Annotated in this window: 16 protein-coding genes; 7 read left to right on the top strand and 9 right to left on the bottom strand. The window is 28.6% G+C overall.

The window, feature by feature from the left end; all coding sequences use genetic code 11:
- Positions 1–6 precede the first annotated feature (6 nt).
- Positions 7–822, bottom strand: coding sequence for a prolipoprotein diacylglyceryl transferase (lgt, locus tag H2277_RS06285; RefSeq protein WP_337201498.1), 816 nt, complete (start codon positions 820–822; stop codon positions 7–9).
- A 91-nt stretch (positions 823–913) separates the two neighbouring features.
- Between lgt and H2277_RS06280 the strand changes: the two genes are divergently transcribed.
- Positions 914–1,798, top strand: coding sequence for a hypothetical protein (locus H2277_RS06280; protein WP_337201497.1), 885 nt, complete (start codon positions 914–916; stop codon positions 1,796–1,798).
- A gap of 35 nt (positions 1,799–1,833) precedes the next feature.
- On the opposite strand, the gene H2277_RS06275 is transcribed toward H2277_RS06280, so the two are convergent.
- The 8 genes from H2277_RS06275 to gatC form a co-directional block, all read right to left on the bottom strand.
- On the bottom strand, positions 1,834–2,622 hold the full coding sequence (locus H2277_RS06275) for a shikimate dehydrogenase (RefSeq protein ID WP_337201496.1): 789 nt from the start codon (positions 2,620–2,622) through the stop codon (positions 1,834–1,836).
- On the bottom strand, positions 2,619–3,479 hold the full coding sequence (locus H2277_RS06270) for an SPOR domain-containing protein (protein WP_337201495.1): 861 nt from the start codon (positions 3,477–3,479) through the stop codon (positions 2,619–2,621). The genes H2277_RS06275 and H2277_RS06270 overlap by 4 nt, the downstream gene beginning before the upstream one ends.
- Positions 3,480–3,491: 12 nt before the next feature.
- A complete protein-coding gene (locus H2277_RS06265) occupies positions 3,492–4,037 on the bottom strand; it encodes a DUF1882 domain-containing protein (RefSeq protein ID WP_337201494.1) in 546 nt (181 codons plus the stop codon).
- A complete protein-coding gene (locus H2277_RS06260) occupies positions 4,034–5,278 on the bottom strand; it encodes a serine hydroxymethyltransferase (RefSeq protein WP_337201493.1) in 1,245 nt (414 codons plus the stop codon). The genes H2277_RS06265 and H2277_RS06260 overlap by 4 nt, the downstream gene beginning before the upstream one ends.
- Positions 5,275–6,783, bottom strand: coding sequence for a lysine--tRNA ligase (gene lysS, locus H2277_RS06255; protein WP_337201492.1), 1,509 nt, complete (start codon positions 6,781–6,783; stop codon positions 5,275–5,277). The genes H2277_RS06260 and lysS overlap by 4 nt, the downstream gene beginning before the upstream one ends.
- Complete coding sequence (locus H2277_RS06250; RefSeq protein ID WP_337201491.1) at positions 6,783–7,253, bottom strand: Fur family transcriptional regulator; 471 nt, start codon at positions 7,251–7,253, stop codon at positions 6,783–6,785. Before H2277_RS06250 ends, lysS begins: the two co-directional genes overlap by 1 nt.
- Entirely contained in the window at positions 7,254–7,805 is a 552-nt protein-coding gene (locus H2277_RS06245) for a CvpA family protein (protein WP_337201516.1), read from the bottom strand.
- Positions 7,806–7,868: 63 nt separating this feature from the next.
- Positions 7,869–8,156, bottom strand: a complete 288-nt coding sequence (gene gatC, locus H2277_RS06240) for an Asp-tRNA(Asn)/Glu-tRNA(Gln) amidotransferase subunit GatC (RefSeq protein WP_337201490.1) — start codon at positions 8,154–8,156, stop codon at positions 7,869–7,871.
- A gap of 150 nt (positions 8,157–8,306) precedes the next feature.
- Here gatC and H2277_RS06235 point away from each other — a divergent pair, with 150 nt between their 5' ends.
- The 6 genes from H2277_RS06235 to pyk all read left to right on the top strand — a co-directional run.
- Entirely contained in the window at positions 8,307–8,885 is a 579-nt protein-coding gene (locus H2277_RS06235; RefSeq protein WP_337201489.1) for a hypothetical protein, read from the top strand.
- Positions 8,882–9,880 carry a hypothetical protein gene (locus H2277_RS06230; RefSeq protein ID WP_337201488.1) on the top strand — a complete coding sequence of 333 codons (999 nt, stop codon included), beginning with the start codon at positions 8,882–8,884 and terminating at the stop codon, positions 9,878–9,880. Before H2277_RS06235 ends, H2277_RS06230 begins: the two co-directional genes overlap by 4 nt.
- Positions 9,877–10,164: a tram-like protein gene (locus H2277_RS06225; protein WP_337201487.1), complete on the top strand. Its 288-nt coding sequence runs from the start codon at positions 9,877–9,879 to the stop codon at positions 10,162–10,164. Before H2277_RS06230 ends, H2277_RS06225 begins: the two co-directional genes overlap by 4 nt.
- Entirely contained in the window at positions 10,151–10,780 is a 630-nt protein-coding gene (locus H2277_RS06220; RefSeq protein ID WP_337201486.1) for a type III pantothenate kinase, read from the top strand. Before H2277_RS06225 ends, H2277_RS06220 begins: the two co-directional genes overlap by 14 nt.
- Positions 10,781–10,896: 116 nt before the next feature.
- Positions 10,897–12,243, top strand: a complete 1,347-nt coding sequence (locus H2277_RS06215; protein WP_337201485.1) for an FAD-dependent oxidoreductase — start codon at positions 10,897–10,899, stop codon at positions 12,241–12,243.
- Positions 12,244–12,269: 26 nt separating this feature from the next.
- The coding region (gene pyk / locus H2277_RS06210; protein ID WP_337201484.1) for a pyruvate kinase at positions 12,270–13,129 on the top strand (860 nt) is incomplete at its 3' end.

Raw genomic sequence — 13,129 nt, 5'->3', positions numbered from 1 at the left:
TATAAATTAAATATTTACTTTTTTAAATTTTATCCAAATATAAAATAACAATGCAACAAGAAGCATAATTAAACTTAAAATTTGCCCCATACTCATCCCCCAAAGCACAAAACCTATTCCAAAATCAGGCTCTCTGAAAAATTCACAAATAAAACGTGCTAAAGAATACATACAAGCATAAACAATGATTAATTCTCCACAAAAAGTTTGTTTTAATCTTGCTATATAAACAACTATAAAAACAACAATGCCCTCCAAAAAAGCCTCATATAGCTGAGATGGATGTCTTAAAACCCCATTAACATAAATTCCCCAAGGTACATCAGTTATACGGCCAAAAAGTTCTTGATTTAAGAAATTTCCAATACGTCCAAAAACATAAGCTAAAGGCACACTCAAGGCTACTAAATCTAAAAATTTCCAAGGGTTTTCTTTGTGTTTTTTGCAAAATAAAAAAGTTGCTATTAAAAAACCAATAATAGCTCCATGATAACTCATACCACGAATTCCCACAAATTCACCATCAATATAAGGATTAAAAATTTGCCAAGGATGAGCAATATAATACATTGTATGACTATCATAAATTAAAATATATCCAAGTCTTGCGCCTAAAATCACCCCAATTTCTACCCAAACAAAATAACTATCTAAGCATTTATTACTAATACCCATATTCATTTTTTTAGAAAAAAACTTAGCCAAAGCTAGAGCTAAAATCAAAGCTAATACATACATAATTCCATACCAATGCACTTTTAATCCAAAAACACTAAACGCAACGACATCAAAATTTGAATAAATATGTCTCCAAAATTCCATATATTTTCCTAAATTTTTGTTTTCTAAAATATAACAAAAAAACTTTAACTTGCTATAATTATATAATTTTAATCATTGACAAGGATAAATCATGAAAAAATATTTTTTTATTTTTATTTTTTTATTTTTAAGTGCTTGTAGTAACACTAGTAGCACCTTTGTAAATGTTTCAATGCCTAATTTTAAACCTCAAACTCCTATTAAAACGGAATCTATAGATTCTGGAATTACCATTGCTCTTGAGCCTATTAACATAGAACAAAATAATAATTATTCTGATTATTTTGAAAATTCTGTGCTTAAAATTCGTATAGAAAAAGAAATTGAACTCTTAAAAGAAAATTTAGAAGAACAAATAGCTACTGTAGCAAAACTCAAAGGTTATAAAATAGTCAATTCAAATCCTGATTATACTCTTAAAAGTTTAATCAGCATTTATATAGAAGAACAAAATCCGCAAAAATCAGATAGTTTTGTAAGCGGGGATTACGTTAAATCTAATTTAGGAATTCAATTTCAAGGAAAAGTAAGCTTTATTGACGCTCATAATCCTCAAAATTCAACCGATTTAACAAGCAATACAAAATTAAATTCCTTGATTTCTCTTACTTATCCTATAAAAAATGATGATGGAATCAATATGTTCAAAACCACTATATCCACAGTCCCAACCCAACTTAATAAAGGTTTAGAACGTCCTGCGTTTGAAATTGATAGAAGCTTTATAGCCTTTTATAAAAATACCCTAAATACACTCTATAGTAATCTTCCAAAAGCAATAGATATAGCACAACCTTCAAATAATCCTGAGAAATTTAACAGCTTTGACAATAACTCTTCCTTTGAAGAAAATCCTTCGCAACCATCTAAAGATACTTTTAAAAATATCCCGAGTAATAACCCTAATGTAAAAAAAGAAAATGATGTAAATAATGATGTAAATAAAAATCAAGATGGAGTTATCATTTTTGAATAAATTTTTTGAAAAATTCTATAAGAATTTTTCAAAAATTAATCCAAATTTAAAGCTTGTATCATCGCTTTTTTAATTTCTTCTCTTTGATTTTTAAGATCAAAAAATAATTCAAAAGCAAACACTCCTTGCCATAAAAGCATTTCAAGTCCATTTTTTACTTTCAAATCGTATTTTTTACAAAATTTATAAAAAGGAGTTTCTTTATTATAAATAACTTCAAAAGCAAATTTAGCACTCGATAAAAGCTTATGTAAAATTTCCTCTGAACAGGGTAAGTCATCGCTCACTAAACCAGCTGAAGTGGAGTTAACAATCAAATCAAAATCAAAGTCTTTTAAATCTTCATAAAGACTATTTTTATAAGCATTGAAACATCGAAGTCTTTTGGCGCTACGATTAGCGATATAAACATCCGCGCCTTTTTTTCTTAAAACATAAGCTAATACAAGAGCCGTTCCACCCGCTCCTAAAATCAAAGCTTTTTTGATGTTTTTAAATTCTTTAATGGCTTGTAAAAAACCTATTCCATCTGTATTGTAAGCATAAATTTGATTGTTTTTAAAACAAAGAGTGTTAGCAGAACCTACATGAGTTGAAACTTCATCTTTAAAATCGGCAATTTCATAAGCTTTTTCCTTAAAAGGAGCGGTAATATTTACAGCATCAAAACCTATTTTTAATAATTCTTCTTTTAAAAATAAATCATTTTTTAAACAATAACGGGTGTAAATTCCCTCTAATTTAAGAAATTTAATCGCATTATTATGCATTCTAGGCGATTTAGAATGCATAATAGGATTGCCTATAACGGCTAAAAATTTCATTTTAGAGTGAAAGAAAATGCGTCTTTAGCTACTTCTTTTCTAATTTTGGCAAGCTCTTGTGAAATATTTGCTTTATCAAATGGTCCAATTAAAACCTTAGTTATTTCTTTACCTGCAACTTTTGTTTTATAAAGCTTATACTCATAACCTTTTTTTCTAACAGCTGCTAATTCTCTAGATTTTTGATCTAAATTATTTACAGAAAAAATTTGGACATAAATTCCAGAAGGTAAACCGTCCGGATTAACAGGTTTTGCATCTACGTTTTTGAATAAATCATTAGCACTTTGCTGCTGATTTTGTTTTACAACATGTTCTTGTTTTTTAGTTGCGGTATCTTTTACTGTAGTAGGTTTCTTAACCTGATCTTTTGGTTGTTCTTTTGGCCTTTCTTCAACCTTAGAAGCTTGTGTATTTATAATAGCTTGCTTTTTCTCATCTGAAATATTTGAATTTGATTCTTGTTGAACACTATCTTGATCAGGTAAAGCAAAATTTGCATTATCAAGATTTTGATCTAAGGTGTTAGCTTCCAAACTACTATCGTTTTGATCGCCTTGAATTTGCTTTCTTAAAGCTTCAAATTGATCTTCTGCGGAATTATCCGTACTAATAGACATATTTTCAAAAGAATTATCTGTATTACTATCTTGAATAGTATTTGCAGGTTCACTAGGCAAAACTGTTTGATTTTTATTATCATCGCCTCCGCTATTGATTAGTTTCATAACAATCATAATGATTAAAAATAAGATAATTAAAGCAATCACTCTTAAAAGAATTTTTTTTATCTTTTCACTTTTATTGCTTTTTTCTAAAATGATATCATCAAAATCATTTTTGTTATTATTTTCCATATTTTTCCTTTCTTACATATGTTTAGACCAAGAACTACCACGTTCTTTTTGATAAACCTCATAAGGTAAAACTAAAATATTAAATTCCCTTGGAACGTTCATACTTGGAAAAACTTTCCATTCTACAGGCATTTTACTTGCAAACATCATTGAAAGTTTAGACGCTAAAGAATAACCTTCGTTTAACGAAGTATGTCCTTTATGAATATATAAATGCAAATGCCCTGGAGTTTTTGTTTTATAAGCTGTAAAATTGATAAAACCTTCCTCGCGCAAAATGAGTTGGGCACGATGATAAAATCTTTCAGCATTAAAACCATTATAGTCAAAAACAATATTTTCAACTTTATTGTCTTTAGTGATTAAATCATGGGCAACGACAATTTTTTTAGCTGCATGCTCTCTGATAATATTCAAATTTAAAGGTGAGTCAATTCTTTCAAACTTGTCAAAAAATAAACGTCCTCGATGAGTAACTTTGTTAACAATTCTATTTCTCATGATATAATAATGACTACCAATTATCTTAATTAATGACATATCCATAGGTGAAATCAAAACATAGCCTTTGTATAAATTATAAAATTTTTCGCAAGTTCTTCAAGTTTTAATCTGATGTCTTTTTGTAAATTAGTATTATTAATATCATCTAAAATATCTGCTATATAATTTGCAACAATCTCCATCTCTTTTTCTTTAAAACCTCTAGCAGTAAGCGCTGGTGTTCCTAGTCTTAATCCACTGGTTATAAACGGACTTCTGGTTTCACCTGGAACTGTATTTTTATTTGCAGTTATACCTGAATTTCCTAATGCTATATCTGCATCTTTTCCGCTAAATTCACGATCTAAAAAGCTCATTAAAACAAGATGGTTATCTGTGCCATCGCTTACAAGTTTATATTTTCTATCCATCAACACTTTAGCTAAAACTTGGGCGTTATTTCTTATTTGTTTTGCATAAATTTTCCATTCTTCACTAAGATTAAATTTAAAACCTACGGCCTTAGCGGCGATTACATGTATTAAAGGGCCACCCTGAATTCCTGGGAAAATTGCCGAGTTAATTTTCTTAGCAATCTCTTCATCATTACTCATGATAATACCGCCCCTTGGACCCCTTAAAGTTTTATGGGTTGTGGAACTTACAACATGAGCATGAGGAAAAGGATCGGGATGTTCTCCAGCAACAACAAGCCCTGCAATATGCGCTACATCTGCAAAAAGATAAGCACCAATCTCATCCGCAATTTCTCTAAATTTAGCAAAATCGATAAACCTAGCATAAGCACTTGCACCGCACACTATCAATTTTGGCTTAACTATGCGAGCTATTTCTCTGACTTTTTCATAATTAATTCTTCCATCAAGCTCTACACCATAAAAAAAACTTTCATAAATTTTTCCCGAAGAGCTTACTTTTGCACCATGAGTTAAATGGCCACCATGACTTAAATCCATACCTAAAATTTTATCTCCTGGATTTAAAAGAGCTGCATAAACGCCTTGATTTGCCTGAGAACCTGAATTAGGCTGGACATTAGCAAAATTACATTTAAAAAGTTTTTTACATCTTTCAATAGCTAAATTTTCTATTTCATCGACAACTTCACAGCCACCATAATATCTTTTATTTGGATATCCTTCAGCATATTTATTTGTTAATACGCTTCCCATAACCTCCATAACTTCAGGTAAAGTGAAATTTTCACTTGCTATCATCTCAAGACCTTCACATTGACGCTTTAATTCTTGATTTACCAAATTAAAAATTTCTTGATCAAAATACTCTAAACTCATTCTTTACCCTCCTTTAATTCTGATTTTAATGGTCTCATAGCTGGGAATAAAATAACATCTCGAATAGATTTTTTATTAGTTAATAACATAACCAATCTATCAATTCCTATTCCCTGTCCTGCCGTAGGTGGCATACCATAGCCCAAAGCATTAACAAAATCTTCATCCATTTCACATGCTTCTTCATTGCCTGCATTTTTTGCTTCTATTTGCTTTAAAAATCTTTCATATTGATCTAAAGGATCATTTAATTCATTAAAACCATTAGCCAATTCTCTTCCGCAAACAAATAACTCAAATCTTTCAGCTATATTAGGATCTTCATCGCTACGACGAGAAAGCGGACTGATAGAAACTGGAAAATCCGTAATAAAAGTAGGATTGATCAACTTGCTTTCTACATAATTATCAAATAATTCTGCCTGCAAATGCCCTAAATCTAATTTTTCATTGGCTTCAAAACCATCAGATTTTAATTGAGTTAAAATTTTATCTTTATTTTCTATAATTTCATCACTTAAACCACCATATTTTTTAAGGGCTTCCTTGTATGAAATTCTTTCAAAAGGTTTTGAAAAATCAATTTTATGACCATCAAATTCTATAACTTTTTCTAAATTTAATTGATCTAAAAGTAAAGAAAAAAGCTCCTCTGTAAGATCCATCAAATCTTTATAATTGTGATAAGCCCAATAAAATTCTATCGTTGTAAATTCTGGATTATGTGTTAAATCCATACCTTCATTTCTAAAACAACGATTGATTTCAAAAACTGCTTCGAAACCTCCAACTATAAGCCTTTTTAAATAAAGCTCTGGTGCGATCCTTAAAAATCTTTCAACACCTAAAGAGTTGTGAAATGTTACAAAAGGTTTAGCATTAGCACCACCTGCAATTGGATGCATCATAGGTGTTTCAACCTCTAAAAAACCTTTACTTTCAAAAAAATGGCGAATTAAACTTACTACTTTAGAACGAATTAAAAAATCTTTTCTAACATCTGAATTCATAATCAAATCGACATAACGTTTACGATATCGTTGTTCTATATCTGTAAGTCCATGATATTTTTCAGGTAGTGGAACAATGGATTTAGTAGCAAGTTTTACTTCGTTTGCATGAAGGCTAAATTCGCCTGTTTTGGTTACAAACGGAAAACCTTTTACTAAAACAATATCTCCTACCTCAAGATTTTTTTTGAGCAAATTAAATTGTTTTTCACCAATACTATCTTTACTGAAATAAATCTGCAAATTGGTATTTTCATCTTCTATATTTGCAAAAATAGATTTTCCGGCTATTCTTAAAAGCTTCAAACGTCCTGCAACAATACCAAAACTATTTTCATCTCGCTTGCTTTCACTTTGAAGCACATAAGAAAATTTAATTTTAAAATCCAATAAAGACATTTCTTTTTTTAGAAAATGCGGATAAGGATTTATACCAGCTTTTCTAAATTCATTTGATTTTTCTATTCTTTGTCGTTCTAAAATATTATCAAACATTAGATTTTCACCTTAATTTTTTGATTGCATTCATCGCAAATTCCATAAAGCTGCATTAAATGTCCCGTTAGTTTAAAATTATATTCCTTAGCAATTAAAGCTTGTTGTCTTTCAATAATAGAATTTTCAAATTCAATAATTTTACCACAATTTTTACAAATCATATGATCATGATGTGGTTTATTTGCCAATTCGTATTTTTTTCCAGCTGAACCAAAAGAGATCGAAGTAACCATTTCTGCTTCTTCAAGTAAATTTAAAGTTCTATAAACAGTAGCAATACCCACATTTAAATCTGGTTCAACTTGTTTTATTTCCATATATAAACTCTCTGGTGTATGGTGTGTATCACTATGGTATAATGCTTTTAATAATATTTCCCTTTGTTTTGTGTATTTAAGACCACCTTGTCTTAAAATTTTTTTAAATCTTTCTAATAATACATCATATTCTACATTTTCAATCAACATTTATTGTTCCTCTTGAAAGCTGTTGAGATTATTAGTTGTATTTTTTATTTTATTAAGACCATCTTCAGCTAAAGGTTGATTCATGATAAAAGAACCTGTATTTTTAAGTATTTCCAAAGTATAACTGTCTTTAGCAAAAGAATTTAATTTGCTGTTTAAAAAATCTATTCTTGTTATACAAAAAACAAAAATAGCAAAAATAAAAAATATTTTCCCGCAACCAAAAATAAATCCACCTATGCGATCTAAAAAACCTAATCCGCTAAGCTTAACTAATTTTGAAAGAAAATTTCCAAGCAAAAGGCAAACTATCCAAAAAATAATTAAAATCGCTAAAAAACCTGCAAAATCAGCTAAACTTTGATTTTCAATTCTATAAAAAGTATTTTCTATAAAAGCAGACGCGGATGAGGAATACTTTGAAGCCACAAACACACCGCCAATAATACCTAACAATCCAAATACTTCTTTAATCAAACCATTGATAATACCTTTAAGACCTAAAAGTAAGGTAAAACCTAAAATAAAAGCATCAAACCAATAAAAATTCATACTCATTCACTTTCACCATATCTTTAAAATTATTCTATAAGTAAGCATTAAATAACAAGTTAATCATTCTATAATCTTAGGCACGACAAAAAAATTCTCATCTTTTTTTGGAGAATAAACTAAAACATCTTTAATTATATCTTTGTTTTCTATTTGATCCACTCTTAAAGGAGTACCACCTCTAAGAGTGCTTACCGTAATCTCAGAAGAACTCAAATCTAATTCATTAAGCTTTTCGACAAAATTAACAATTTCCTCAAGCTCTTGTACCAATTTGCTTCTTTTATCTTCTGCAATTTTTAAGGCACTTAATTTTTCAAGTTTGGTAAGCAATTCTTCATTTATTTGCATTTTACAGCCTTGACTAAAAAATTTAAATGATAATAAAAAATTATAACATAAAAAAGCTTTAATTATTTTACAATGTCTTAGAATTTATAAATTTATGTTACAATAATACTAAATTTAAAATTGTAAAAACAAAAACACTAAGGATGAAATTTGAGCTTAAAAGATAATTTAAAATCTATTAAAACAGAACTTAATGCTGAAGAAAAAATGATAGAAAATTTTATAAAAAGTGAAAGATTTATAAAAAAATATAAAAAATATATATTTTTAATTGCAATTATCGCCGTTCTTTGGTTTGCTATTAGTTTTGGAATTTCTAAAGTTGAAGAATATAACAAAAAAGAAAGCAATAGAATTTATACCCAGTTATTAAAATATCCAAACGATGAAAGCCTTTTAAATCAACTAAAAGAAAAAAATATTAATCTTTATGCTATATTCCTTATTAATAAAATTCAAAATGATGAAAACGATACAAATTTAAAAAATCAACTCAAAACCATAAGTTCCAATTCTGAAATAAATCCTTTATTACAAAATATCATTTTAGCATTTTTAGGAGAAAAATCAATATTTTTAAAAGATTATGATAAACTTTTAGAAGCTTGTAAACTTTTAGAGGGAAACAAAATCGAACAAGCCAATGTATTGCTTTCTCAAATTAATGAAAATTCACCTCTTAAACAAATCGCTAAAAATCTTAAACATTATCAAGGTATTTCGCAATGAAACATTTTTTTATAACTTTATTTGCTTTGATTTTTATTTGCGCTTGTGGCACAAAAAGACAATATTTCGAACCAGCTTATATAGATGGAGAATTAAATCATAATGGTAGCCTAAAAGCTAGTATAGTTGATTGGAATTTATTTTCTGCCAAACTTAGCAATAATCAAATCATTTTAAAAGATACTCAAGCGACTCATGATTTTAAGCTTGATAAAAACTATATTCTCTTAGCCTATCAAGATGGAGAATTTACCGAGGCGGATAATAATGGAAATTTAAAAATTTATAATAGTGCCCATAAAGAAACTTATTCTTATAAATTTGACGCTGCTGTTATAGGAATTGCCTTAAATGGAGATGATTTAGCACTTGTTTTGGCTAATAATAGCATTGTTTTTGCGAATCGTTCTTTAGGTATTAAATTTATTCAAACCCTCACTCCAGCACCTGCTCAAGATAATCGCGTGGCAAATCCGATATTCTTAGATAATGTTATCATTTATCCAACCTTGGATGGAAAAATTATGGTTTTATCAAAAGATACTTTAAAAATAGTCAAAGATATTGTTGTTTCTGCGGAAAACTTTTTTAACAATATCATTCATCTAAGCATACGAAATAATCAAATTATCGCAGCCTCAGCAAAAAGAGTAATAATCATTGATCCTAAAAGAACTATTTATCAAGACTTTGATATCAAAGATATCGCGGTGAGCGATGATGCTATTTTTATATTTGAAAAGAATGGAAATATCATTAAAACTGATCATAATTTAAGAATATTAGAACAAAAGAAATTTGATTTTGCTATCTTTACAAAAGTGAATTTATATCAAAATCATTTATATGCTTTTGAAAAAACGGGATATTTAATAAAATCAGATTTAAATCTTAAAAATATACAAATATTTAAATTCTTAGATCCTGTTGAAAAAATGTCTTTTATGGGCGATGGCAAATTTTATTATGGAAATAGAATTTTAGATTTACAATGAATATTTTAAAAGAAGCGATGGATATTTTAAATTTAGATCTTAAAACTTTTGATCTAAAAAAATTGAGCACAAAAAAAACTTATTTATGTGCTTTAAACAAAGAAGTTGTACTTTTTGTCTATACTGGCAAATCTCGTTTTGTTTTGAAAAATGCCTTATTTTTAGATGATTTATCAAGTAATTTTAATTTAAATAAAAAGTTTTTTTTTACCAAAAGCGCTCTTTGCTCTAAAGCAAAACAATATCTTAGCGAAAAAGGATTTAATATTCATGTTGTTTTGTGATATCGGCAATTCCAATGCTAACTTTTTAGAAGATCATAAATATTTTACACTGAGTATTGAACAATTTTTAGAATTTAAAAGCGAACAAAAAATTTTTTATATCAACGTGAATGAAAATTTAAAAAATCATTTAAAATCACAAAAAAATTTTATTGACTTGGAGCCATTTTTCGTTTTTGACACTATTTACCAAGGTTTAGGGATAGATCGTATAGCAGCTTGTTATACGATAGATGATGGAGTAATTGTAGATGCTGGAAGTGCTATTACGATTGATATTATTGCTAATTCTATACATCTTGGAGGTTTTATCTTGCCTGGGATTGCAAATTTTAGAAAAATATATGCTCATATTTCACCGAGGTTAAAATATGAATTTAATACTCAAGTGAGTTTCGATGCTTTTCCACAAAAAACAAAAGATGCTTTAAGTTATGGAGTTTTCAAAAGCATTTATTTACTCATCAAAGATACAGCACAAAATAAAAAACTTTATTTTACTGGTGGAGATGGACAATTTTTAGCAAATTATTTTGATAATGCGATTTATGATAAACTACTCGTTTTTAGAGGTATGAAAAAAATCATACAAGAAAATCCTAATTTATTAATATAAAATGTTACAGAAATTCTCATTAAAAAGATTATTTTGATATATTTTAACCATTTGTAAAACAAATTCAATTAAACTTCTATAAATAAATTCTATGATTTATAAAAAAAGGAACAATAATGCCTCAAAAAGAATTTGATGTATTAATCATAGGAGCTGGAATTTCTGGATCTGCATTATTTTATGAAATCGCACGATATACAGATATCAAAAATATCGCTTTAATAGAAAAATATCATTCTCCTTCAACTCTGAATTCAAAAGGAACGAGTAATTCTCAAACCATACACTGTGGTGATATTGAAACAAATTACACCTTAGAAAAAGCTAAAAAAGTCAAAGCAACAGCAGACATGATCGTAAAGTATGGAATTTTGCAAAATGCCCAAAATCGTTTTATGTTCTCTCATCAAAAGATGGCTTTAGCGGTCGATGATATAGAATGCGATTACATGAAAAAACGCTATGAAGAATTTAAAGAACTTTATCCTTATATAAAATTTTTTGATAAAGAAAAAATCAAATCCATCGAACCTAAAGTAGCTCTTGGAAAAAATGGAGTAAATGATAGGCCTGAAAATATTTGTGCTATGGGCGTAGAAGCGGGAGAAATTTTTACAACCGTTGATTTTGAAAAAATGAGTATTAGTCTTATCGAACAAGGGCAATTGCAAAACAAAAATACTTTTGTAACTTTTAATGAAGAGATTATTCATATAGAAAAAAAAGATGGATATTTTCTTTTAAGAACAAATACTTATAAAGAATATTATGCTAAAGCTGTAGTTGTAAATGCCGGTGCGCATTCTTTATACTTGGCGCATAAAATGAATTTAGGTTTAGATAAATCCTGCTGGCCTGTTGCAGGTAGTTTTTATCTTACAAAACAAAAATTACTCAATGGTAAAGTTTATATGGTTCAAAATCCAAAATTACCTTTTGCGGCACTACATGGGGATCCTGATTTGCTCGCTGATATGAATACGCGTTTTGGACCAACTGCACTTGTTATTCCAAAATTAGAACGCTATCACGGATTAAAATCCGTACCTGAATTTTTTGAAGCTTTAAAATTTGATAAAACTGTTTTTAAAGTCACTTTAAGTATGTTCAAAGATCCAACTATTAGAAATTATATACTTTATAATTATCTCTTTGAATTGCCTTTTATTAATAAAAATATCTTTGTAAAAGACGCTAGAAAAATAGTTCCAAGTTTAAAAGCCAGTGATATATATTATGCAAGAGGTTTTGGGGGAGTTCGTCCTCAAGTCATTGATAAAAAAAGAAAAGAATTGATGTTAGGAGAAGCAAGTATTACTGAAATTCCTGGAATTATTTTTAATATGACTCCTAGTCCAGGTGCAACAAGCTGCTTAGGAAATGCACAAAGAGATGCGAAATTAATGTGTCAATACTTAGGAGCTAATTTTAATGAGGATAAATTTAATTCAGAATTATTATAAAATAAAAATTCAAAAGAAGGATTACCATGCTTAAAAAAACAAAAATCGTAGCAACTGTTGGACCAGCGAGCGAAAGTGAAGATGTGTTACGCCAAATGATTATCAATGGTGTTAATGTCTTTCGTTTAAATTTCTCCCATGGAACTCATGAGTATCATAAAAACAATCTTGAAACTATACGTAAAGTTGCTAAAGAACTCAATACCAGAATAGGAATTTTGCAAGATATTAGCGGTCCAAAAATCAGAACAGGAGAATTAAAAACTCCCTTTGAGTTAAAAAAAGGAGATAAACTTGATTTCTACTATGAAAAAATTATAGGAGAAAAAATTAAAGAAAATCACTATAAGCTTAGCATCAATCAAAGCGAAATTCTAAATATGCTTAAAATTGATGATTATATTTACTTATATGATGGTTCTATTCGTGCTAAAGTAGTCGGTATCGATTCTGATAAGATTCAAACCCTTATTGAAAATGATGGTTTTTTAAATTCAAATAAGGGAATTAATTTTCCAAATACTAAAATTAACATTGATGTTATCACCCAAAAGGATAAAAATGATTTGATTTGGGGAATAGAAAATGGGGTTGATTTTCTTGCCATTTCTTTTGTTCAAAACGCTCATGACATTAATGAAGTACGAGAAATTTTAATAAAAAATAACGCTAAAATAGCTCTTTTTGCTAAAATAGAAAAATTTGATGCTGTTGAAAATATAGATGAAATTATTGATTCTAGCGATGGTATTATGGTAGCACGTGGTGATTTAGGTATCGAAGTGCCTTATTATAAGGTTCCAAATATTCAAAAAGAGATTATCCGTAAAGCTAATAATGCCTCTAAACCTGTTATTACAGCTACTCAAATGCTTTTTTCTTTAGC

The sequence above is a fragment of the Campylobacter sp. W0014 genome (assembly GCF_020135975.1).
GTDB lineage: Bacteria > Campylobacterota > Campylobacteria > Campylobacterales > Campylobacteraceae > Campylobacter_D.
Note: the sequence above shows the minus strand (reverse complement) of the source record. Positions and strands in the feature narration are given on the sequence as shown.